The organism is Azospirillum sp. ST 5-10, assembly GCF_051225715.1.
GTDB lineage: Bacteria > Pseudomonadota > Alphaproteobacteria > Azospirillales > Azospirillaceae > Azospirillum.
On the sequence record NZ_JBPJSP010000016.1, the window covers coordinates 120,498 to 142,591 of the forward strand.

Genomic DNA, 22,094 nt, shown 5'->3' on the forward strand with positions numbered 1-22,094 from the left:
ATGGCCGCGACCGCCCCGCCGACCCCCATGGAGCCGCGCTTCCTCGGCCTGCGCGTCACGCCGCTGACCAAGCGCCGGCTGCGCAACTTCCGCGCCAACCGCCGCGGCTTCTGGTCCTTCTGGATCTTCCTGGCGATCTTCCTGGTGACCCTGTTCGCCGAGTTCATCGCCAACGACCGGCCGCTGCTGGTCGAGTACGACGGGCGGTACTACTACCCCGTCTTCGAGAACTATCCCGAGACGACCTTCGGCGGCGAGTTCGAGACCAACGCCGACTACCGCGACCCCTACGTCCAGGAGCTGATCAACGAGAAGGGCTGGATGGTGTGGCCGCTGATCCCCTTCAGCTACCGCACCATCAACTACAGCCTCGACGTCCCCGCCCCGGCGCCGCCCTCGGCCGACAACTGGCTGGGCACCGACGACCAGGGGCGCGACGTGGTGGCGCGGCTGATCTACGGCTTCCGCATCTCGGTGCTGTTCGGCCTGACGCTGACCATCCTGTCCTCCATCGTCGGCGTCGCCGCCGGCGCGGTCCAAGGTTACTTCGGCGGCCTCACCGACCTGCTGTTCCAGCGCTTCATCGAGATCTGGTCGGGCCTGCCGACCTTGTTCCTGCTGATCATCCTGTCGTCGGTGGTGACGCCGAACTTCTGGTGGCTGCTCGGCCTGCTGCTGCTGTTCTCGTGGATGGCGCTGGTCGGCGTGGTGCGGGCGGAGTTCCTGCGCGCCCGCAACTTCGACTATGTCCGCGCCGCGCGGGCGCTGGGGGCCGGCGACGCCACCATCATGATCCGCCACGTGCTGCCCAACGCCATGGTGGCGACCCTGACCTTCCTGCCCTTCATCCTCAACTCCTCGATCACCACCCTGACGGCGCTGGACTTCCTCGGCTTCGGCCTGCCGCCGGGCTCGCCGTCGCTGGGCGAGCTGCTGGCCCAGGGCAAGGCCAACCTGCAGGCGCCCTGGCTCGGCCTCACCGCCTTCTTCGTGCTGGCGATCATGCTGAGCCTCCTGATCTTCATCGGCGAGGCGGTGCGCGACGCCTTCGACCCGCGCAAGACCATCGGCGCGCTCTCCACCGGCCCCAACGTCTCCGACACCGCGACCGGCGCGGCCGGCGCGGCGAAGGCGGCGGAATGACGAAACGCGAAGGGTGACCCCGGCCATGCCCGAACTGCTGTCCGTCCGCAACCTGTCGGTCGATTTCCGCTCCGCCGGATCGGCCATGCACGCGGTGCGCGGCGTCTCCTTCGACATCGCCAAGGGGGAGACGCTGGCGCTGGTCGGCGAGTCCGGCTCGGGCAAGTCGGTGACCGCGCTGTCGATCCTGCAGCTCCTGCCCTACCCCATGGCGCACCACCCCGCGGGCTCCATCCGCTTCCTCGACACCGAGCTGATGGGGGCCGACGAGAAGACCCTGCGGCGGGTGCGCGGCGACCGCATCGCCATGATCTTCCAGGAGCCGATGACCTCCCTGAACCCGCTGCACACCATCGAGCGGCAGGTCAACGAGACCCTGTTCCTGCACAAGGGCCTGGACCGCACGGCGGCGCGCCGGCGCACGCTCGAGCTGCTGCGCCTCGTCGGCATCCCCGAGCCGGAGCGGCGCCTCGGCGCCTACCCGCACGAACTGTCGGGCGGCCAGCGCCAGCGCGTGATGATCGCCATGGCGCTGGCCAACGAGCCGGACCTGCTGATCGCCGACGAGCCGACGACGGCGCTCGACGTCACCATCCAGGCGCAGATCCTGGAGCTGCTGAAGGACCTGCAGCAGCGCTTCGGCATGGCGCTGCTGCTGATCACCCACGATCTCGGCGTGGTGCGCAAGATGGCCGACCGGGTGTGCGTGATGAACCAGGGGGAGATCGTCGAGCACGCCGCCACCGCCGACCTGTTCGTGCGGCCGCAGCACCCCTACACCCGCAAGCTGCTGGCGGCCGAGCCCAAGGGCAACCCGCTGAATCCGCCGGCCGACGCGCCGGAGGTGATGACGGCGCGCGACGTCAAGGTCCACTTCCCCATCAAGAAGGGCGTCCTGCGGCGCACCGTCGACCACGTGCGCGCCGTCGACGGCGTGTCGGTGACGGTGCGCGCGGGGCACACGGTGGGGGTGGTCGGCGAGTCCGGCTCGGGCAAGACGACGCTCGGCCTGGCGCTGCTGCGCCTGCAGTCCAGCCAGGGCGCCATCCTGTTCGACGGCAAGGACATCCAGGGCCGGCCGGCGAAGGCGCTCCGCCCCCTGCGCCGGGAGATGCAGGTGGTCTTCCAGGACCCCTACGGCTCGCTCAGCCCGCGCATGTCGGTCGGGCAGATCATCGGCGAGGGTCTGAAGATCCATGGCATGGGCAGCGGCGCCGAGCGCGACGCCATGGTCGCCACGGCGCTGGAGGAGGTCGGCCTGCCGCCGGAAGCCCGCAACCGCTACCCGCACGAGTTCTCCGGCGGCCAGCGCCAGCGCATCGCCATCGCCCGCGCCCTGGTGCTGAAGCCGCGCTTCGTCGTGCTGGACGAGCCGACCAGTGCCTTGGACATGTCGGTGCAGGCGCAGATCGTCGACCTGCTGCGCGACATCCAGGCCCGCCACAACCTGGCCTACCTCTTCATCAGCCACGACCTGCGGGTGGTGCGGGCGCTGTCCAGCCACGTCATCGTCATGAAGGACGGCAAGGTGGTGGAGCAGGGCCCGACCCAGCGGATCTTCGAGCAGCCGCAGCAGGACTACACCCGCGCCCTGCTCGCCGCCGCCCTCAACCTCGAGGCGGTCAAGAGCGACGCCGTGCGGATGTAGCGTCCGCCGGCCGCGCACCGTTCGCATTCCGCACACCAGAATGCGCGGCGGACCGGCCGCCGCCTCGGGCGGGCCGGCCCCGGTCCGCGCCCGGAAGAGGCGACACCCTTGACGCCGCAGGGTCGGCGGCGGAGGGCGCGGCCGGGCGCGCCCCTTGGCTCGGCTCTTGCTTCCGGGGACCGACCGCCGGTCTCGTCCCCCGCGCCCCGCATCCCGGCGGAAGGCACGACGGCGATCGCCCGCGTCGCCCCGCAACGTCCCGGCCCGAGGTCCGCCATGCTGAGCCGCCTGTCCGTCAGCGCCCTCCTGAAATCCGTCATCGCCGTGATGACGGCGACCATCATGCTGCTGGTCGCCATCGACACCTGGGGATCGTGGCAGCGCCTGGCGCAGGCCGAGCGCACCGCCGGCGTGGTGACGGCGTCCGGCCACGCCTTCCGCGCCCTCGACCGGCTGCGGCTCGACCGCGCGCGGACGGTGCGGGCGCTGGACGCCGCGGCCCCCGCCGAGGCCGCGGAAATCAAGGGGGTGGAGGACGCCCGGGCGGAGGACGTCCCGTCCCTGCGCGCGGCGCTCGCCACCGTGCGCGGCCTCGACCTCGCCGACCGGGACGCGGCGGTGGCGCGGTTGGAGCGTCTCGCCGACGCGCTCACGACGCTGCACGCCGAGTCCCGCGAGGCGATGACCAAGCCGAAGGACGCACGCCGGGCGGAGCTCGGCAAGGAGTTCGCGGCGACGGCCACCGAGACGATCGAGCTGGTGGACCGGCTGACCACGGAGCTGACCGCCATGGCGAGGGGCACGGATTCCTTCGTCGACCAGATGCTGATGGTCAAGCAGCTCATCTGGAACGCCCGCACCGTCGGCGGCAACGCGGCGCTGGTCCCGTCCCAGGCGACCGACGGCCGGATCGGCGCCGACGCGCACCGCCGCTATCTCGGCCTCGTCGGCGGCGTCCAGGCGGCCTGGGCGGCCGTCGAGGAGGCCGCGTCCGGCCACGCGACGCCGGCCGCCGTCCTGGAGAGCCTGGCGGCCGCCAAGGCCGCCTACGTCGGCGGCGAGTACGTCGCCGTGCGCGACCGCATCGTCGACGCCCTCGCCAAGGGGGAAAAGCCCGAACTCACCCCCACCCAGTGGTCGCAGTTCAACGGGCTCCACCAGGAGACGATGCTCACCGCCGCGCTGCGCGCGCTCGACGCCGCCGGCGCGCGCATCGAGGAACTGCGGAGCGCGGCGCTGGGAACCCTCGTCCGGAACCTGCTGCTGCTGACGGGAACCGTGGTCCTGGCGGGAGCGAGCATGCTGGCGATCGGGCGGCGCGTGATCACGCCGCTGGAGCGCATCAGGGACGCCATGCTGCGCCTGGCGGACGGAGACCTCACGGTCGCGGCGCCCTATGCCGGGCGGCGGGACGAGATCGGCGCCCTGGCCGGCGCGTTCGGCACCTTCCGCCAGAACGCCGTCGAGAAGGAGCGGATCGAGACCGAACAGCGCGAGGCGCGCGAGGCCCGGGACCGGCGCGCGGCCGCCGTCGACGCCGCCATCCGCGACTTCGACGCGGATCTGTCGCAGGTGCTGCGCAGCGTGCTCGCCGCCTCCGCCACGCTCGACGGCACCGCCCGCGACCTGTCCGACGTCGCCACCGCCAGCGCGCAGAAGGCGGCCGAGGTGTCCGCGGCGTCGCAGCAGGCGTCGGCCAACGTCCAGACCGTCGCCGCCGCGTCGGAAGAGCTCGCCCGCTCCGTCCAGGAGATCGGGCTGCAGGTGACCAGCTCCCAGTCGATCGCCCGCCAGGCGGTCCAGCAGGCCGACACCACCAACGCGACCGTCGCCGGTCTCGTCGAGGCGAGCGGCCGGGTCGGCGAGATCGTCGGCCTGATCAACTCCATCGCCAGCCAGACCAACCTGCTGGCGCTGAACGCGACGATCGAGGCGGCGCGGGCCGGCGAGGCCGGCAAGGGCTTCGCCGTGGTCGCCTCGGAGGTCAAGAACCTCGCCAACCAGACCGCCAAGGCGACCGAACAGATCAGCCAGCAGATCCAGGCCATGCAGGCGATCAGCACGGACGCCGCCCAGGCGATCCGGGGGATCGGCGGCACCATCGTGCGCATCGACGAGATCGCCACGACGATCGCCGCGGCCGTCGAGGAGCAGAACGCCGCCACCGCGGAGATCGCCCGCAACGTCGAGGAGGCGGCGCGCGGCACCGAGCTGGTCAGCGGCAGCATCGGCGAGGTGACCCAGGCGGCCGACCAGACCGGCGGCGCCGCCGGCCGGGTGCTCGACGCCTCCGCCGAGGTGTCCAAGGAGGCCGAGGTGATCCGCGTGCGGGTCGCCGACTTCCTGCAGCGCATCCGTGCCTGAACGGAGGTCCCGCGTCGCCGTGCCGTCGCCACCCTCCCGTTCGGCCTATGCGCTTAACCAATCCTTATCCGGGCCTCTGTCATGGTTGCGCCGGCGGGCGGCGGGCTCGTGCGGTGCGGAGAGGGTGCGGTGGCCGAGATCCGGTGGAGCGAGGCGGAGGGACGGGTGACGCTGGGGCTGCCCGGCGACCTCGACCTGGCGATGGCGCAGCCGCTGCTGGACGGCCTGCGCGCCGGATTCGCCAAGGCCGGCACGGTGGTCGTGCAGGCCGAGGCGGTGGAGCGGCTGAGCACCGCGTGCCTGCAGGCGTTGCTGGCGGCGTCCCGCCACGCCGCCGACCGGGGGTGCCGCTTCGCCGTCGAGCGCCCGTCGCCGGTCCTGGTCGGCGCGTGCGAGGATCTCGGCCTCGCGCCGTGGCTGCAGCAATGGAGTGTCGCGTGAAGAAGGTGCTGACCGTCGACGATTCGCGGACGATGCGGGACATGGTGGCCTTCACCCTGAAGGGCGCCGGCTACGAGGTGCTGGAGGCCGGCGACGGCCAGCAGGCGCTCTCGCTGCTGGCCGGCACCCCGGTCGACCTGGTGATCGCCGACCTCAACATGCCGGTGATGGACGGCCTGACCCTCATCCGCCGCCTGCGCGCCAGCCCGGCCCACCGCACGGTGCCGATCCTCATGCTGACCACCGAGTCGGACGACGCCAAGAAGGCCGAGGGCCGGGCCGCCGGCGCCACCGGCTGGCTCGTCAAGCCGTTCAACCCGGACAAGCTGATCTCCGTCGTCCAGAAGGTCTGCGGCTGACGCCGCACCGGCCCGGAGGAGGACACGCGTGGAAGACCTGAGCCGCTTCAAGCAGACCTATTTCGACGAATGCGCCGAACTGCTGGCGGTGGCCGAGGCCGGTCTTCTCGCCCTGGCCCCGGGCCGCGTCGACAGTGACGAGGTCAACGCCGTCTTCCGCGCCGTCCACTCCATCAAGGGCGGCGGCGGCGCCTTCGGCTTTGCCGAACTCGTCGCCTTCGCCCACCAGTTCGAAACGGTCATGGACGGGGTGCGCAACGACACCATCCCCGTCACCACCGCCCTCGTCGACACGCTGATCCGCGCCAACGACGTGCTGGGCCGGATGGTCGCCTACGCCCGCGAGGAGGTGCCGGCGCCGCCCGGCGCCACCGACGCCGTGGCGGAGGCCCTGCGCCGCTTCCTGGCGCCGGAGCCGGCCGCCGTGGCGCCGGCGGCGCCGGCCGACGAGGAGGACGGGGAGGCCGGCATCTTCGGCGACGCGCTGGCCGCCATCGAGGCGGCCCGGGCCGCGCCGGCGAACACCGGCGCGGTGCGCTGGACCGTCACGTTCCGCCCCACGGCCGACCTGCTGACGACGGGCAACGAGCCCCTCCACATCCTGCGTGCGCTGCGCCGCCTCGGCACGGCGGAGGTGGAGTGCCACGACGACGGCCTGCCCGCGCTGACCGACCTCGCGGGCGAGGCGCTGCACCTGTGGTGGACGGTGCGGCTGAGCGCCGGGCCCGAACTCGACCGGGCGGCCATCGACGACGTCTTCGAGTTCGTCGCCGACGAGTGCGACATCCGCATCGCCGCCGAGCCCGTCCCGCCGCCCCTGCCGCCGGCGGCGCCGGCGGTCGTACCGCCCATGCTCACCGCGGCGGCCGGGGCGGTGGCCGGGACGGCGGCCGGGACGGCGGCCGGGACGGTGGACGCGCCGGCCAGGCGCGACGCCGGCAGCGGCAACGGCGGCAACGGCAACGGCGGCAACGGCAGCGCCAACCACGTCGCCCTGACCGCCCACACCATCCGTGTCGACCTGGACAAGGTCGACCGGCTGGTCAACATGGTGGGCGAGATGGTGATCACCCAGGCGATGATCGCCGAGCACGTCCGCGAGCTGCCGCCGGGCCAGTTCCAGGCGCTGCTGGAAGGGCTGGAGCAGCTCGCCCAGCACACCCGCGAGCTGCGCGAGAGCGTCATGTCGATCCGCGCCCAGCCGGTGTCCAGCGTCTTCAGCCGCATGCCGCGCCTGGTCCGCGAACTGGCGGCGGAGACCCACAAGGAGGTCCAGCTCGTCACCGCCGGCGAGGCCACCGAGGTCGACAAGACGGTGGTCGAGAATCTGGTGGACCCGCTGACCCACATGATCCGCAACTCCATCGACCACGGGCTGGAGGGCCCCGACGAGCGCGAGCGGATCGGCAAGCCCAGGCAGGGCACGGTGCGGCTGTCGGCCCAGCACCGCTCCGGCCGCATCGTCATCGAGGTGGCCGACGACGGCCGCGGCATCGACCGCGGCCGCGTGCTCGCCAAGGCCGTCGAGAAGGGCCTGGTGCCGCCCGGCACCAACCTGTCGGACGAGGAGATCGACAACCTGATCTTCCTGCCCGGCTTCTCCACCGCCGACAAGGTGTCCAACATCTCCGGGCGCGGCGTCGGCATGGACGTGGTCCGGCGCAACATCACCTCGCTGGGCGGGCGCATCACCGTGCAGTCCGCGCCGGGCGAGGGCTCGCGCTTCGTGCTGTCGCTGCCGCTCACGCTGGCGGTGCTGGACGGCATGGTGATCTCGGTGGGGGAGGAGCGCTTCGTCCTGCCGCTGACCAACATCGTCGAGAGCCTGCGGCCCAAGCCGGCCGACCTGCACGGGCTGGTCGGCCGCTGCGACGTCATGATGGCGCGCGGCGAGTACGTGCGGCTGGTCTACCTGCACCGGCTGTTCGCCATCCCCAGGGCGGTCGGCGACGCCACCCGGGGGCTGGTGGTGCTGGTGGAGACCGAGGACGGCGCACGCCTGGGTCTGGTGGTGGACGAGGTGCTGGGCGAGCAGCAGGTGGTCATCAAGAGCCTGGAGGCCAACTACCGCCGCCTCGACGGCGTCGCCGCCGCCACCATCCTGGGCGACGGCCGGGTGGCCCTGATCCTCGACGTCGCGGGACTGCGCGAGATGAGCCGGCAGGCCGAGAACGGCGGCGCCCGGCCGACCGCCCTGCCCGCCCAGCCAACCATGAACGACGCCGACCCGGCGCCCCTGGAAACGGTGTGAGGCCAAACCGATGAACAGCTCGACCGCCCTTGCGACCGCCGGCAGCGCCCGCTTCGACGCGGTCCGCGGCGACATGGCCGCCGACCACGAGGCGCAGTACGTCACCTTCACGGTCGGCGCCGAGGAGTACGGCGTCAACATCCTGGCGGTGCGCGAGATCCGCGGCTGGACGCCGGAAAGCCGGCTGCCCAACCTGCCGGACTTCGTGCGCGGGGTGATCAACCTGCGCGGCGTCATCATCCCCATCTTCGACCTGCGCGCCCGTTTCGGCGGCGGCCGCACCGAGGTCACCCGGCGCCACGTCGTGGTGGTGATCCAGGTCGGCGAGCGCACCCGCGGCATCCTGGTCGACGCCATCTCCGACATCCTGTCGATCGACCGGGACGCCATCAAGCCGCCCCCCGACGCCGACGTCGGCATGGTCGACGCGGAGTATCTCAGCGGCCTCTACACCGTCGACCAGCGCATGGTGACCCTGCTCGACGTCGAGCGTCTGTTCGCCGCCGAGAGCAGCGACGCCGACACGGCCGACCGCCCGCCCGGCGCGCCGGCCGGCGGCCCGGCGTGAACGGCCCGGCGTGAACGGCTTGTCCGCGGTGAACGGCGCACCGGCCGCCCCCCCTCCCGCCGACCCGGCGGCGGCGCCGGCGGGCCGCCCGGCGGCGGCGCGGCGGGAATTCCCGTTCCGGCGGCGGCACTTCGACTTCGTGGCGCGGCTGATCCACCGCCTCGCCGGCATCCATCTCGCCCCCCACAAGGCGGAGATGGTCTACTCGCGCCTCGCCCGCCGTTTGCGCGACCTGCGGCTGAGGGACTTCGACGCCTACTGCGAGCTCCTGGAGAGCGACGCCGGCGACCGCGAGATCGGCTTCCTGGTCAACGCGCTGACCACCAACCTCACGACCTTCTTCCGCGAGGCGCACCATTTCGAGCATCTCGGCGCGACGGTCCTGCCGGAGGTCCGCGCCCGCCAGGCCGGCGCCGCGCGGCCGCGGCTGCGCGTCTGGTCGGCCGGCTGCTCGTCGGGACAGGAACCCTACACCATCGCCATGGTGGTGGCGGCCGGCTTGGCCGACCTGGCGCGCTGGGACGCCCGCATCCTCGCCACCGACATCGACACCCACATGGTGGAGACGGCCCGCCGCGGCGTCTACCCCGCCGACCAGGCCGACGGCGTCCCCGCCCCGCTGCGCGACCGCTTCACCCGGCGGCGGCGCGAGGACGGCGAGGCGACCTTCGCCGTCGACGAGGCGCTGAAGCGGCTGATCACCTTCAAGCCGCTGAACCTGCTGGAGCCCTGGCCGATGAGGGGGCCCTTCGACGCGATCTTCTGCCGCAACGTGCTGATCTATTTCGACCGGGCCGGGCGCACCCAGGTGATCGAGAACTTCGCCCGCCTGCTGGCACCGGGCGGCTACCTGTACCTGGGCCATTCGGAGAGCCTCTACGGCGTGTCGGACGGCTTCCGCCAGACCGGCCCGACCACCTACCGCAGGCTGTGAGCGATGACCGTCGACAGCGCCCGACGCGCCGCCGAGCCGAGCCACGGCGACAGCCACTACGACCCGCACTTCCAGGCCCACGCGGTGAAGGTCGTCCTCGGCCGCCACCGCGTGAGCGACCGCGCGGACCTCATGATGGTGACGACCCTGGGGAGCTGCGTCGCCGCCTGCGTGTGCGACCCGGTGGCGGCCGTCGGCGGCATGAACCACTTCCTCCTGCCCGAGGTGCCGGAGACCGAGGCCGGACACGCGGACGCCGCGGCCCGCTACGGTGCCGTGGCGATGGAGCGGCTGATCAACGACGTGCTGGCGCGCGGCGGCCGGCGCTCGCGCCTGGAGGTCAAGCTGTTCGGCGGCGCCCGGGTGATCCGCTCCAGCGCCGACATCGGTCTGCGCAACGCCGCCTTCGCCATCGACTACGTCCTGCGCGAGGGGCTGGCCCTGGTCGGGCACGACCTCGGCGGCCGCTCGGCGCGGCGGGTCCACTACTTCCCCCACGGCGGCCGCGCCCTGCGCCGGCTGCTGCGGCCCGAAGCCCTGTCGGAGACGGTCGGCCGGGAGCTGCGCTTCCTGACGCAGCTCGCCGAGCGGCCGGTCGAGGGCGACATCGACCTGTTCGTGGAGGGCTGAGCGCCGTGGCCAGGCCGATCCGCGTGGTGGTGGTGGACGACAGCGCCCTGATGCGGGCGCTGCTGACCGACGCGCTGAGCCGCGAGCCCGGCATCGCCGTCGTCGCCACCGCCGGCGACCCCTACGAGGCGCGCGCCGCCATCAAGGCCAGCAACCCCGACGTGATCACCCTGGACGTCGAGATGCCGCGGATGGACGGCCTGTCGTTCCTGGAAAAGATCATGGCGCTGCGCCCGACCCCGGTGGTGATGGTCTCCTCGCTCACCCGCGAAGGGTCGGACGCGGCGATCCGCGCCCTGGAGATCGGCGCCGTCGACTGCGTCGCCAAGCCCGACGGCAGCGACGGCCAGCGGTTCGCCGCCATGGCGGCCGAGCTGGCGGCGAAGATCCGCGTCGCCGCGACGGCGCGCCCGACGGCGCTCCCGGCGGCACGCCCGGCGGCGCCGGCGCCGTGGCGGGCCGGGACCCGGGCCGGCGTCATCGCCATCGGCGCCTCCACCGGGGGGGTCGAGCGCATCCGCGCCGTGCTGTCGATGATGCCGGCGGACTGCCCGCCCATCCTCGTGACCCAGCACATCGGCCCCTCCTACGTCGCCAGCCTCGCCGCCCGGCTCGACCGGCAGACGCCGCCCGCGGTGCGGGTCGCCGCCCCCGGCGTCCGGCTGGAGCCGGGGACCGTCCACGTCGCCCCCGGCGACCGCCACCTGACGCTGGCGCCCGCCGCCGGCGGCTTCGCCTGCCGCATCGACGACGGCCCGCCGGTGAGCGGCCACCGCCCGTCGGTCGACGTCCTCTTCCACTCGGTGGCCGAGGCCGCCGGAGCCGACGCGGTGGGTGTGATCTTGAGCGGCATGGGGCGCGACGGCGCCGCCGGCCTGTTGGCAATGCGCCAGGCCGGGGCCTATACCATCGGCGAGCAGGAATCGAGCTGCGTCGTCTACGGGATGCCGCGCGCGGCGCGCGACGCCGGAGCGGTCGCCGTCGAGCTGCCGCTGGCGCAGATTCCGGCCGAGATGCTGCGGGCGGTCGCCGCCCGCGGCGCGCGGCCGGGCGACGTAAGGAGCGTGTGAGATGGCTTTCGACTGGCGTGCCGAAACGGCGGTGGCGCCGACCCGGCCGGAGGGCACCGAACCGGCGCCGCTCGGCGGGCCGCAGGTGGTGGTCGACTACGAGCTGCTGGCGACCTGGATGGGCTTCGCCGACGTGCAGCGCCGCACCATGGAGGCGGTGCAGGGCGAGCTGCGGCGCACCTCCGACCTGGTGGAGACCTCCACCCTGGACCTGTCCGGCCGCTTCCGCGAGCTGACGGACAAGGCGCTGGAACAGTCCGGGCGGGTGCAGGAGATCGTCGCCACCGCCGGCTCGGTCGAGGTCGACGGCGCGCGCGTGCCGCTCGGCGAGGTGGTCGAGCACATGCAGGGCTCGATCGCCGAGATGATCGCCAACGTCGTCGCCCTGTCGGAGCAGGCCATGAGCATGGTCCACCTGCTGGACGACGTGCAGAACGACGTCGCCGAGCTGGAGCGCTCGATCACCGACATCGACACCATCAACCGGCAGACCAACTTCCTCGCCCTCAACGCCACCATCGAGGCGAGCCGGGCCGGCGAGGCCGGGCGCACCTTCGCCGTGGTGGCGCAGGAGGTGCGCCACCTCTCGCACGACACCAGCGCGCTCGCCGACCGCATGCGCGCCAAGGTGACGGCGGTCGTCCGCGGTGTCCGCCACGGCCACGAGATCCTGCGCCGGATCGCCGACACCGACATGTCGCCGCAGCTGCGCGCCAAGGAGCGGGTGGACAAGTCGATGGCCAGCCTGGTCGAGCAGACCGAGCACGTGAAGGCGGTGCTGGAGACCGCCGCCCGGGTGTCGACGGAGATGTCCGGCACGATCGCCCACGTCGTCACCGGCATGCAGTTCCAGGACCTCACCAAGCAGCGGCTGGAGGCGGTGAGCGACAGCCTGCACGTCATCGCCGCCGGCCTGGAGGACCTGGAGGACCGCACGCGGGGCAAGCTGCCGCCCGACGTCGACACCCCGGTGCCGCACGCCTGGCTGGACGCGCTGCTGGGCCGCTTCAGGCTGAGCGACGTGCGCGAGCGGTTCGTGCGCAAGCTGCTGCTGGAGGGCACGGCGCTCGACCTGCACGGGGCGCTCGATGCCGCCGCCGGGCGGGACGACGGTTCGGCCGGCGACGTCGAGCTCTTCTGAAGCGGCCGCCGGCGCCGGATCGGCCGCGCGAGACACCAGTCGGCACCAGGACCGACGAGGGGGACCGATGGACTACGCAATGGACATCCAGGGGAAGGACGCCGTCGTGCGGCTGCGCGGGCGCCTCACCTTCAACGACCACGCCTGCCTGCGCGCGCTGATCCGCGAGATGCTGGGCAACGCGGCGACCCGCCAGGTCTTCGACCTCGAGGGGCTGGAGTTCGTCGACTCCGCCGGCATCGGCATGCTGCTCATCGCCCGCGAGGAGATGGCCGGCGTCGACAAGGAGCTCGTGCTGCGCGGCGCCGCCGGCCAGGTCCGCCGGGTGCTGGCGGTGGCGCAGCTCGACAAGATCGTCGCCATCGAGGACTAGCGGCCGCCGTGGCGCCGCCCCGCCTCGACGCCCTGCACGGCGCCGGCCTGCCCGTGGAGCGGCTGCGGCGGCTGGCGCGGGCGCTCGGCCTAGCGTGCTGGGCCCCGGCGCAAGGCGCGGCCGGCGGCGCGGCACCGGCGGCGGTGGCGGCCCTGCTCGGCGACACGGCGCACGACATGGCGGACGACACGGCCCTGTGGCGGCCGCCCTTCGCCGCCTGGATCGAGGTCGGCGGACTGGACGACGACGGCTTGGCGGCGGCGGTGCGCGCCGCCGCCGGGGCCGACCTCCACGCCAGCCTCACCACCGCCGCCGCCAACCGCCTGCCGCTCGCCGCCCGCCTCGCCGCCGCGCTGGCCGCCCGGCACCCGCCGGCCGGCCCCCGGGGCGGCGACCTGGAGCTGGCCCTGCACGAGGCGGTCGCCAACGCCATCATCCACGGCAACCTTCAGGTGGAGAGCGTGCAGGACGCCGGCGTCGCCGCCCTCGACCGCTTCTCCGCCGCCCTCGCCGCCCGCCTGGCCGATCCGGCGTTCGCCGGCCGCCGCGTCGTCGTGCGGGCGTGGCTGGAGGCGCGGGGAGTCGTCGTCGAGGTGGCGGACGACGGGGCCGGCTTCACCGCCCCGCCGCCGCGGCACCCGGCCGCCGCGGCCGGCCGCGGCCTCGCCCTGATCGGCGCCGTCGCCAGCGCCCACGAATTGCTGGACGGCGGCCGGCGCATCCGCATGCGTTTCGCGCTGTAGGAGCACGCCCCTGCCCTGCGGATGCTTTCGTATTCGCCCATTTCGCTGGATGGATCGGTCAACCGTCTCCCAGAGCCCCTCTCCCCTTGTGGGAGAGGGGCTTTTTCTCCCGTCCGACCGGCAGCGCGGGCGGAATGCGCCACAACGCACGCATCCCCGGCCCCGGAGGGAAGAGGGCATCCGCCGCCCCGCCCGTCCCGGCGCCGCGTCCTACAGCCCGTCGCGCCAGGGCGGCTCGCCGACCACCAGGAGCTCGGCGTCGGCCGCCGGCACCGGGCGGGAATAGTGGTAACCCTGGCCGTAGTCGCAGGCGAGCGCGCGCAGCAGGTTGGCGTCGGCGGTGGTCTCGATGCCCTCGGCGATCACGTCGAAGCCGAGGAGGCGGGCGAGGTCGACGATGATGCGGACGATCGCCCGGTTCTCCTCCGACTGGTGCATGGCCGAGACGAAGGAGCGGTCGACCTTCAGGCTGTCGATGGGCAGCTTGTGCAGGTAGCTGAGCGACGAGTAGCCGGTGCCGAAGTCGTCGATCGACAGCTTGATGCCGAGCGCCCGCAGCTGCTCGAGCAGCTTGATCGACTGCTCGGCCTTCTCCATGACCGCGCCCTCGGTCAGCTCCAGCTTCAGCCAGGGCGGCTCGACCCCGGTCTCGCGCAGGACGCCGCGCACGACGTGGACGAAGCCGGGATCGCCGAGCTGCAGGGGCGACAGGTTGACGCTCATGAACAGCGGCGCCGAGCCGGGCAGCCGCTTGTCCTGCCAGTCGGCGATCTGGCGGCACGCCTCGCGCAGCACCCAGGTGCCGAGCGTCACCACCAGCCCGGTGCTCTCGGCGATCGGGATGAAGACGCCGGGCGGGATGTTGCCGCGCTCGGGATGGCTCCAGCGCACCAGCGCCTCGAAGCCGGCGAGGCCGCCGGTCACCATCTCGACGATCGGCTGGTAGGCGACCCACAGCTCGTCGCCGCGCTCCAGCGCGCGGCGCAGGTCGTGCTCGAGGCGCACCTGCTCGACCACCCGGGCGTGCATGGCCGGGTCGAAGCGGGCGTAGCGGGCGCCGCCGGCGTGGCGGGCGTGGCCGGTGGCGATCTCGGCGTCGCGCAGCACGTCCTCCGGCCGCTCGTGGGCCTCCGACCAGGAGGCGACGCCGATGCTGGCGGACAGGAACACCGCGGCGCCGGAGCTGGAGCGCGCCGAGCGGACGATGCCGGCGACCGTGTCCACCCGCTGCTCGACCACCGCCGGGCCGACCTGGCCGGCCATCAGCAGCGCGAAGGCGTGGTCGCTGATGCGGGCCAGCATGTCGAACGGGCCGCCGTCGCGGGCGAGGCGGTGGGCGATGTCGATCAGCAGCTCGTTGGCGAAGGCCTGGCCCAGGCTGGTGCGCACCTCCTGGAAGCGGTCGACGTCGACGGTCAGCAGGGTGAAGGGCTCCCCCACCGCCTGGTAGTCGGCCATGTGCTTGACCAGCAGCAGGCGGTTGCCGAGCCCGGTGACCGGGTCGTAGTAGGCGAGGCGGAACAGGTCGTCCTGGATCTTGCGGCGTTCGGTGAGGTCCTGCAGCAGCACGAAATAGCCGGCGATGGTGCCGTCGGGGCGGCGGTGCGGGGCGTGCACGCGCTGCATGTAGCGCTGGCCGCCGGCGGGGTCGGGCAGCCAGCCCTCGGCGATCACCACCTCGCCGGCGAGCGCCCGGTCGACGGTGCCGCGGGTGGCGCGGAACAGGTCCTCGCCCATGGCACCGGCGACGGTGCGGCCGGCGAGATCGGCCAGGGCGCAGCCCATGAACTCGAGATAGGCGCGGTTGGCGTAGATGTGCCGGCGCTCGGTGTCGAGGAGCCCCACCATGGTGGGCATGGAATCCATGACCTGCATCAGGGTGGCGAGCGCCGGAGCCGAGCGTTCGGTGCCGCTGAGGGCCGCAACCAGCGCGTCGAGATGGGGATCCGTGTTCATAGGCACGCGAGAAAGAGGGCACCGTCCGTCGACCGACCGCGAACACTTACGCGATACCTTGCCTGCCCGTCAAAAGCAAAGCGGCAAATCCATCGCCTCGATCAGGACGGCCGGTTGTGGCCGCGGCGGCACTGTCGGCGACGGCGGAGGGGCCGGCACCGGACGCGCACGCGCGCCGGCGGGCGGTGTTTTGCGCGCCCCTGTGTTGACCATTGAGACCGTCGCCACCCCGGGTCGGCGGCGCTATAGTTTGAGTCGCCCGCGCGCGGGGGGCAGCGGACGCCCCGGTCCCGGCGGGCTGCATGGAGACGACGACATGGCACTGAAGGATCTGCTGGTGGTGGTCGACGACGGGCCCGCGGCCGCCGCGCGCATCGACGTCGCGGCCCAGCTCGCCGCCCGGCACGACGCGCACCTCACCGGACTCTACGTCATCGCCCAGCCGCCACTGCCGGCCTACGTCGCCGCCGAACTGCCCGAGGAGGTGCGCAACGCCCAGCGCCGCGCCGCCGAGGACCGGGCCGCCGCCGCCGGCCGCGCCTTCGAGGAGCGGGTGCGGCGCTTCGGCCTGACCGACCGCTCGGAATGGCGCGCCGTGCGCGGCGACCCGACCCAGGCGGCCGCCCTGCACGGCCGCTACGCCGACCTGGTGGTGGTCGGCCAGATCGAACCGCGGCGCGACCGCGACACGCCGGTGGTGATGCCGCAGGACCTGGTGTTCGAGTGCGGGCGTCCGCTGCTGGTGGTGCCCTACGCCGGCAGCTTCGCGACCGTCGGCGAGCGCGTCCTGGTCGGCTGGAACGCCAGCCGCGAGGCGGCGCGCGCGGTGTCCGACGCGCTGCCGCTGCTGACCACGGCGCAGCGCGTGGTGGTGCTGGCGGTCAACCCGCCGTCGGGCTTCGCCGGGCTGGGCGACGAGCCCGGCGCCGACATCGCCCGCCACCTCTCGCACCACGGCTGCCGCGTCGAATCGGCGCACATCACCACCCGCCAGGTGGAGCCGGGCGACACCATGCTGAACACCATCGCCGACGAGTCCTGCGATCTCGTGGTGATGGGCGCCTACGGCCGCTCGCGCTTCCGCGAGCTGGTGCTGGGCGGCATGACCCGCTACATGCTCCAGCACATGACGGTGCCGGTGCTGCTGGCCCACTGATGGTCCGCTGCCGGGCCGCCGCCGGGCCAAGGGAAGAAAGCCGGACCGTCGTGACGGTCCGGCGAGTTCCCTGGGTACGTGCTGAACCCTAGAGATGGGGTGCCGGCGGTGGGCCGGCATCCCCGCCAAGCTTCCTAGGCGGAAAGACTGGTTGCGCGCCCTTTCCGCAGGACGGAAAGTTCGCCGGGGCGGATTGCGGTGCCGGCGAACACCGTCTACCGTCCGGGCATTCGATGGGTTGCAACACAGGTTGGACGCTTCTTAGAACACTGGGCCCGCCCTCACCGGCGGGCCCTTTTTTGCGCCGGGCGTCGGTGGCCGGGCGTCCCGGGTCAGCGCGCCGCCGGCGCCCGTTCGGCGGGCGGGACGGTCGGCGGCGGGGGCGGCAAGGTCGCCGGCTCGGCGATCGGTCCGGCCGCCCGCCCGGCCGCCGGCATGGTGGCGGGCTGGGCGGCGGGCTGGGCGGCGGCGGGCGCCGCCGGCTCGAAGCCGGCGACGACGCGCCACGGCTGGCCGACCAGCCAGGTGGTGCCGAGGACGGGCTGGGCGCGCAGGTCCTCGGCGTCGACCACCATGCGCCGGCCGAGCGGGAACAGCGGCGCGCCGCCGTCGATGACGATGGTGCGGGCGCGGCCGTCGGGCCCGGCCCGCACCTCGCCGATGTTGCCGAGGATGTGGTCGCCGTCGGGCGACAGCACCATCAGGCTGGTGAGCTCCAGCGGCCGGTAGGCGGCGGCCGTGGTCTCGGGCAGCGGATCGGTGCCGGCGCAGGCGGCGAGCGCCAGGGCGGCGGCGGCGGGAACGAGCGGCGGGCTGAGGCGCATGGCATCCTCCGGCGGGACGGGGTGGACGGCGGCGGGCGTATCCCGGACTCAACGGCCAAGGCCACGCCGGGGTTGCCGCGGCGGACCGGCGCGCTCGGGGTACCGCGATGGCGCCCGGCGGCGGCGCCGTCCCCCCGGCGCTCAGGCGGGGGGCGGCGGGCGGCGCCGGCGGCGCACGTGGTCGACCAGGGCGCGCAGCTTGGGCGCGAGATTGCGGCGGTCGGGGAAGTACAGGAAGAAGCCCGGGAAGGGCGGGCAATAGTCCTCGAGCATGGCGACGAGCTCGCCGCGCTCCAGGTAGGGGCGGAAGGTGTCCTCGACGCCGAAGGTCAGCCCGCCGCCGGCGACGGCGGTGCGGACCATGACCCACATGTCGTTGGTGGTGACGCGCGGCCGCACGTCCACGTCGAAGTCCCGCCCGTTCTCCGTGAACTCCCAGCGGTAGGGCGCCACGTCCGGCGCCGGGCGCCAGCCGATGCAGAGGTGGCGGACCAGGTCGCGGGGATGTTCGGGCCTGCCGCACCGCGCGACGTAGGCCGGCGCGCCGACGACGATCTGCCGCTGGTCGCCGGACACCGGCACGGCGACCATGTCCTGCGCGAGCACCTCCCCCAGCCTCACGCCGGCGTCGTACCCCCTGGCGACGATGTCGAACTCCTCGTCGGTCACCGTCACGTCGACCTGGATGCCCGGATGGGCCTCAACGAACCCCGCGATGAGGGTGCCGGACAGGAAGCTCTCGGCGATCGAGGACACGGCCAGCCGCAACAGGCCCGTCGGATGGCCGTCGCGGTCGCCGGCGGCGGCCATGGCCGCGGCCACCTCGCCGATCGCCGGGGCGAGGCGTTCGTAGAGCGCGCGCCCCGCGTCGGTCAGGCTGACGCTGCGGGTGGTGCGCCGGACGAGCGCCGTTCCGAGCCGGTTCTCCAGGGCCCGCAGGGACTGGCTCACCGCCGAGCGCGTGACCCCCATGCGCTCGGCCGCCGCGCGGAAATTGCGCGTCTCGGCGACCGCCAGGAAGGCCGGGATGCCGGCGAGGTCTGTCGTGCTCGGTGTCGTCATCGGTTAGCCCATCTTACCGCTGCAGTAAGCGGGAAGCAAATTGTCTCAACAATCCACGCCCGCCATCTTGCGGGGACGAACGCGTGGCGCGGCACGGCGCCCTGAACGAGGAGAAACGGACGATGAGCGTGACGTCGCTCGACCAGTATCGCCTGCTCGGCCGCTCCGGCCTGCGGGTGTCGCCGCTGGCGCTCGGCACGATGACCTTCGGCACGGACTGGGGCTGGGGGGCCGCGGAGGACGAGGCCCGCGCCATGTTCGACGCCTACGTCGACCGCGGCGGCAACTTCGTCGACACCGCGGTGAACTACACCGGCGGCAGCGCCGAGCGTCTGCTCGGGCGCTTCATGAAGGCCAAGCGCGAGAAGGTGGTCGTCGCCACCAAGTTCACCATGGCGCGCGAGCCGAACAATCCCAACGCCGGCGGCAACCACCGGCTCAACATCGTGCGCTCGGTCGAGACCTCGCTGCGCCAGCTCGACACCGACCGGATCGACCTTCTCTACCTGCACGCCTGGGACTTCACCACCGGGGTGGACGAGGTCATGCGCGCGCTCGACGACGTGGTGAGGAGCGGAAAGGCCGTCTATGTCGGCATCTCCAACACCCCGGCCTGGCGGATCGCCGAGATGCAGACCCTGGCGGATCTGCGGGGCTGGTCGCCCTTCGTCGCGCTGCAGGTCGAGCACAGCCTGGCCGAGCGCACGGTCGAGCAGGAGATGATCCCGATGGCCGATGCGCTGGGCCTCGGCGTCGTCGCCTGGTCGCCCCTGGCGGGCGGCCTGCTCGCCGGCAAGTACGGCCGGAGCGATCTCGCCGGCGCCCAGGAGAGCGCCGAGGTCGGCGGGTCGCGCCGCGACGTCATCGCCGCCATGGGCGGAATGACGGAACGGGCGCTCGCCATCGCCGACGCGGTGCGCGACGTGGCGCGGGAGCTGGACGCCCGCCCCTCGCAGGTGGCCATCGCCTGGCTTCTCGCCCGGCCGGTGCCGGTCACGCCGATCCTCGGCGTGCGCAGCCCGGCGCAGCTGGACGACAATCTCGGCGCCCTCGGGATCGCCCTCAGCGAGGACCAGCGCGCCCGGCTCGACGCGGCGAGCGCCGTGGCCCCGGTCTTCCCGCACCGCTTCATCACCGGGCCGATGGTCCGCCAGCTCGTCTTCGGCGGCGCCGACGTCGCCCCGCGGCGCTGAACGCGCGGGGCTTCCCCGCGGCGGCGCATCCGCATTCCGGCAAGAGGACACCAGCCATGACCCACCCCCATCCCCCCGTCCGCATCGGCTTCTGCACCGACCTCTCCGGCCCCTATCAGGGCGTGGACGGTCCCGCCGGCGCCGCGGCGATCGCCATGGCGATCGAGGACATGGGCGGGACGGTCGCCGGCCGCCCGGTCGAGCTGCTCCTGGGCGACCACCGCAACGACGAGCGGGAGGCCGCCGCCATCGCCCGGCGCTGGTGCGGCGAGGGCGGCGTCGACGTGGTGATCGGCGGCGTCAATTCGGACACCAGCCTCGCCCTGACCGCCGTCGCGGCGGAGCACGGCAAGCCGGTGCTGGTGGTCGGCGCCGGCACGTCGGTGCAGACCCGCGAGCGCGCGGCGCCGCCCGTCATCCAGTACGCCTACAGCACGGTGGCGCTCGCCACGGTGCCGGGCCTGGTGCTGACGCGGCAGGGCCTGGAGCGCTGGTTCTACGTCACCGCCGACTATCCGTTCGGCCGGGAGTTGCAGGAGCACGGCACCGCCGCCGTCGCGGCGGCCGGCGGAACGGTCGTCGGCTCGGTGCGGAACCCCCACGGCGCCGACGACTTCACCCCCTTCCTCGCGGCCGCGCGCGACAGCGGCGCCCAGGTGCTCGGGCTGGCCAACGGCCACGCCGAGCTGCTCAAGGCCATGGCGGCGATGGAGACGATGGGGCTGACCGGCCGCATGGCCCTGGTCGGGCTGCTCACCTTCCTCGACGACATCCACGACATGGGGCTGGAAGCGGCGCAGGGGCTCTATCTCGCCGACAGCTGGTTCTGGACGCGCGACGCGGAGGCGCGCCGCTGGGCGGAACGGTTCTTCGCCCGCCGGCGGCGGATGCCGTCGTCGCTGCAGGCCGCCGACCATTCCGCCGCGCTGCAGTACCTGAAGGCGGTGGCGGCGGTCGGCGGCACCGAGCCGCAGGCCGTCGTCCGGCACCTGCGCAGCGTCCCGCTCGACGACATGTACGTGACGAACGGCCGCGTCCGCGAGGACGGCACGATGCTGCACGACATGCACCTGCTCCGCGTCAAGACGCCGGACCGCTCGGCCGGGCCGTGGGACGTCTACGACCCGGTCGCGACGATCCCCGGCGAGCAGGCCTTTCCCATCGCGTGAGGACGGGCGGTCCGGGCCCGTGCCGCGGCGCCCGCCGGCGCCCGCCCGCTTGCGACATGGTCGCTTGCGACGGTTGGCAAGCGCCCGCGCATTGATTATGGTGCGTGGCGGCGGTCCCGTAGCTCAGCTGGATAGAGCATCGGTTTCCTAAACCGGGGGTCACAGGTTCGAATCCTGTCGGGATCACCATCGAATGCCAGGGGCTGGCGGGAAACCGCCGGCCCCGTTCGCGTTTTGGGGCACCGGCCGGGCAACGCGGCCCGTTCCGCAGGGGCACGCGCAGGGACACCCGTCGGCGTCGATCCCTCGAGCCGATTTCAGAGGGAAGGCGCCGGAGCGGGCGAAGGGAACCGAACCCTCGCCGTAGGCTTGGGACGCGAGCCGACATCCAACGCCCTGACCGCAGAAACGAGGCCTGCGCGGCAAGGGCATGCATTGAATTCATCCATGCGTGCGGCGTTCCGGCGCGTCTCCAGATGGACAAACCTTCTGGGCGCTCTTGGGGCGGAATGGAGGGACGGTTTACGGCGGCCGTGACGGCGACGGCCGGTGCGCTGTATGGTTGCTCGGTCGTGTCAGCACCGAGACCGCCATGCGCAGCCTTGACGACATCCTGACCCAGCTACGCGCCTTGCAGCCCGATCTGCGCCGCCGCTATCCGATCCGCTCCATGGGCGTGTTCGGCTCGTACGTGCGCGGCGAGCAGCAGGACGACAGCGATCTGGACGTCCTGGTCGAGTTGGGCGAGGGCATGGACTTGATCGCCTATGTCGGCCTGCAACTGGAACTCTGCGACGCCTTGGGCGTGCCCGTCGATCTGGTGGAGCGCGACGCCCTGCGCCCGCGCCTTGCTCCGCGGGTGTTGTCCGAGGTCGTGTCCCTGTGACGCGCGACCCGGCCGCCTGCCTTGCCGACATGCTGGACTATGCCCGTGACGCCCAAGCGTTCGTGGCGGGCATGACCGCGGAAATCTTCACGGCGGACTTTTCCTAAGAGCCTATTCCAGTAGGGCGACGAACTCCCAGACGGTGACGGCACACACGATGTGGAGCATGGCCTCGTAGGTGCG

At 73.1% G+C, this 22,094-nt stretch carries 20 protein-coding genes and 1 tRNA gene; 18 read left to right on the top strand and 3 right to left on the bottom strand.

What is annotated here, in order from left to right; all coding sequences use genetic code 11:
• The 13 genes from ACSBPG_RS18530 (at position 1) to ACSBPG_RS18590 (ending at position 13,665) form a co-directional block, all read left to right on the top strand.
• Positions 1-1,143 (top strand): ABC transporter permease, encoded by a 1,143-nt coding sequence (locus ACSBPG_RS18530; protein WP_435538679.1) that lies wholly within the window; start codon positions 1-3, stop codon positions 1,141-1,143.
• A gap of 25 nt (positions 1,144-1,168) precedes the next feature.
• Positions 1,169-2,791 carry an ABC transporter ATP-binding protein gene (locus ACSBPG_RS18535; protein WP_435538680.1) on the top strand — a complete coding sequence of 541 codons (1,623 nt, stop codon included), beginning with the start codon at positions 1,169-1,171 and terminating at the stop codon, positions 2,789-2,791.
• Positions 2,792-3,067: 276 nt separating this feature from the next.
• Positions 3,068-5,155: a methyl-accepting chemotaxis protein gene (locus ACSBPG_RS18540; protein ID WP_435538681.1), complete on the top strand. Its 2,088-nt coding sequence runs from the start codon at positions 3,068-3,070 to the stop codon at positions 5,153-5,155.
• 129 nt (positions 5,156-5,284) lie between these two features.
• Positions 5,285-5,596, top strand: a complete 312-nt coding sequence (locus tag ACSBPG_RS18545) for an STAS domain-containing protein (RefSeq protein ID WP_435538682.1) — start codon at positions 5,285-5,287, stop codon at positions 5,594-5,596.
• On the top strand, positions 5,593-5,955 hold the full coding sequence (locus ACSBPG_RS18550; RefSeq protein ID WP_435538683.1) for a response regulator: 363 nt from the start codon (positions 5,593-5,595) through the stop codon (positions 5,953-5,955). The genes ACSBPG_RS18545 and ACSBPG_RS18550 overlap by 4 nt, the downstream gene beginning before the upstream one ends.
• Before the next feature lie 28 nt (positions 5,956-5,983).
• Positions 5,984-8,206 carry a chemotaxis protein CheA gene (locus ACSBPG_RS18555; protein ID WP_435538684.1) on the top strand — a complete coding sequence of 741 codons (2,223 nt, stop codon included), beginning with the start codon at positions 5,984-5,986 and terminating at the stop codon, positions 8,204-8,206.
• Positions 8,207-8,216: 10 nt separating this feature from the next.
• Positions 8,217-8,774, top strand: coding sequence for a chemotaxis protein CheW (locus tag ACSBPG_RS18560; protein ID WP_435538685.1), 558 nt, complete (start codon positions 8,217-8,219; stop codon positions 8,772-8,774).
• A 10-nt stretch (positions 8,775-8,784) separates the two neighbouring features.
• Positions 8,785-9,708, top strand: coding sequence for a CheR family methyltransferase (locus ACSBPG_RS18565; RefSeq protein WP_435538686.1), 924 nt, complete (start codon positions 8,785-8,787; stop codon positions 9,706-9,708).
• Between the two features lie 3 nt (positions 9,709-9,711).
• A complete protein-coding gene (locus tag ACSBPG_RS18570; protein WP_435538687.1) occupies positions 9,712-10,338 on the top strand; it encodes a chemotaxis protein in 627 nt (208 codons plus the stop codon).
• 5 nt (positions 10,339-10,343) lie between these two features.
• Positions 10,344-11,408 carry a protein-glutamate methylesterase/protein-glutamine glutaminase gene (locus ACSBPG_RS18575; RefSeq protein WP_435538688.1) on the top strand — a complete coding sequence of 355 codons (1,065 nt, stop codon included), beginning with the start codon at positions 10,344-10,346 and terminating at the stop codon, positions 11,406-11,408.
• A gap of 1 nt (position 11,409) precedes the next feature.
• Entirely contained in the window at positions 11,410-12,549 is a 1,140-nt protein-coding gene (locus ACSBPG_RS18580; protein ID WP_435538689.1) for a methyl-accepting chemotaxis protein, read from the top strand.
• A gap of 67 nt (positions 12,550-12,616) precedes the next feature.
• Complete coding sequence (locus tag ACSBPG_RS18585; RefSeq protein ID WP_435538690.1) at positions 12,617-12,922, top strand: STAS domain-containing protein; 306 nt, start codon at positions 12,617-12,619, stop codon at positions 12,920-12,922.
• An 8-nt stretch (positions 12,923-12,930) separates the two neighbouring features.
• Positions 12,931-13,665: an ATP-binding protein gene (locus ACSBPG_RS18590; RefSeq protein ID WP_435538691.1), complete on the top strand. Its 735-nt coding sequence runs from the start codon at positions 12,931-12,933 to the stop codon at positions 13,663-13,665.
• Positions 13,666-13,875: 210 nt separating this feature from the next.
• On the opposite strand, the gene ACSBPG_RS18595 is transcribed toward ACSBPG_RS18590, so the two are convergent.
• Positions 13,876-15,621: a putative bifunctional diguanylate cyclase/phosphodiesterase gene (locus ACSBPG_RS18595; protein WP_435538692.1), complete on the bottom strand. Its 1,746-nt coding sequence runs from the start codon at positions 15,619-15,621 to the stop codon at positions 13,876-13,878.
• Between the two features lie 316 nt (positions 15,622-15,937).
• Between ACSBPG_RS18595 and ACSBPG_RS18600 the strand changes: the two genes are divergently transcribed.
• A complete protein-coding gene (locus tag ACSBPG_RS18600; RefSeq protein ID WP_435538693.1) occupies positions 15,938-16,777 on the top strand; it encodes a universal stress protein in 840 nt (279 codons plus the stop codon).
• Positions 16,778-17,109: 332 nt separating this feature from the next.
• On the opposite strand, the gene ACSBPG_RS18605 is transcribed toward ACSBPG_RS18600, so the two are convergent.
• A complete protein-coding gene (locus tag ACSBPG_RS18605; RefSeq protein WP_435538694.1) occupies positions 17,110-17,601 on the bottom strand; it encodes a hypothetical protein in 492 nt (163 codons plus the stop codon).
• 141 nt (positions 17,602-17,742) lie between these two features.
• Positions 17,743-18,663 (bottom strand): LysR family transcriptional regulator, encoded by a 921-nt coding sequence (locus tag ACSBPG_RS18610; RefSeq protein ID WP_435538695.1) that lies wholly within the window; start codon positions 18,661-18,663, stop codon positions 17,743-17,745.
• A gap of 122 nt (positions 18,664-18,785) precedes the next feature.
• On the opposite strand from ACSBPG_RS18610, the gene ACSBPG_RS18615 reads away from it, so the two are divergent.
• From ACSBPG_RS18615 to ACSBPG_RS18630, 4 genes are all read left to right on the top strand, one after another.
• Positions 18,786-19,856 carry an aldo/keto reductase gene (locus ACSBPG_RS18615; RefSeq protein WP_435538696.1) on the top strand — a complete coding sequence of 357 codons (1,071 nt, stop codon included), beginning with the start codon at positions 18,786-18,788 and terminating at the stop codon, positions 19,854-19,856.
• Positions 19,857-19,912: 56 nt separating this feature from the next.
• Positions 19,913-21,025 (top strand): ABC transporter substrate-binding protein, encoded by a 1,113-nt coding sequence (locus ACSBPG_RS18620; RefSeq protein WP_435538697.1) that lies wholly within the window; start codon positions 19,913-19,915, stop codon positions 21,023-21,025.
• A 112-nt stretch (positions 21,026-21,137) separates the two neighbouring features.
• Positions 21,138-21,214: transfer RNA gene (locus tag ACSBPG_RS18625), tRNA-Arg, on the top strand.
• A gap of 403 nt (positions 21,215-21,617) precedes the next feature.
• Positions 21,618-21,911, top strand: coding sequence for a nucleotidyltransferase family protein (locus ACSBPG_RS18630; RefSeq protein WP_435538698.1), 294 nt, complete (start codon positions 21,618-21,620; stop codon positions 21,909-21,911).
• The last annotated feature ends 183 nt before the right edge of the window (positions 21,912-22,094 follow it).

Bases quoted from the DNA above. Each gene is read 5' to 3' on its own strand.
- ACSBPG_RS18535 (WP_435538680.1), top strand. From the start codon at position 1,169: ATGCCCGAACTGCTGTCCGTCCGCAACCTGTCGGTCGATTTCCGCTCC.
- ACSBPG_RS18605 (WP_435538694.1), bottom strand. From the start codon at position 17,601: ATGCGCCTCAGCCCGCCGCTCGTTCCCGCCGCCGCCGCCCTGGCGCTC.
- ACSBPG_RS18530 (WP_435538679.1), top strand. From the start codon at position 1: ATGGCCGCGACCGCCCCGCCGACCCCCATGGAGCCGCGCTTCCTCGGC.
- ACSBPG_RS18615 (WP_435538696.1), top strand. From the start codon at position 18,786: ATGAGCGTGACGTCGCTCGACCAGTATCGCCTGCTCGGCCGCTCCGGC.
- ACSBPG_RS18620 (WP_435538697.1), top strand. From the start codon at position 19,913: ATGACCCACCCCCATCCCCCCGTCCGCATCGGCTTCTGCACCGACCTC.
- ACSBPG_RS18540 (WP_435538681.1), top strand. From the start codon at position 3,068: ATGCTGAGCCGCCTGTCCGTCAGCGCCCTCCTGAAATCCGTCATCGCC.
- ACSBPG_RS18560 (WP_435538685.1), top strand. From the start codon at position 8,217: ATGAACAGCTCGACCGCCCTTGCGACCGCCGGCAGCGCCCGCTTCGAC.
- ACSBPG_RS18630 (WP_435538698.1), top strand. From the start codon at position 21,618: ATGCGCAGCCTTGACGACATCCTGACCCAGCTACGCGCCTTGCAGCCC.
- ACSBPG_RS18600 (WP_435538693.1), top strand. From the start codon at position 15,938: ATGGCACTGAAGGATCTGCTGGTGGTGGTCGACGACGGGCCCGCGGCC.
- ACSBPG_RS18610 (WP_435538695.1), bottom strand. From the start codon at position 18,663: ATGACGACACCGAGCACGACAGACCTCGCCGGCATCCCGGCCTTCCTG.
- ACSBPG_RS18595 (WP_435538692.1), bottom strand. From the start codon at position 15,621: ATGAACACGGATCCCCATCTCGACGCGCTGGTTGCGGCCCTCAGCGGC.
- ACSBPG_RS18570 (WP_435538687.1), top strand. From the start codon at position 9,712: ATGACCGTCGACAGCGCCCGACGCGCCGCCGAGCCGAGCCACGGCGAC.
- ACSBPG_RS18585 (WP_435538690.1), top strand. From the start codon at position 12,617: ATGGACTACGCAATGGACATCCAGGGGAAGGACGCCGTCGTGCGGCTG.
- ACSBPG_RS18580 (WP_435538689.1), top strand. From the start codon at position 11,410: ATGGCTTTCGACTGGCGTGCCGAAACGGCGGTGGCGCCGACCCGGCCG.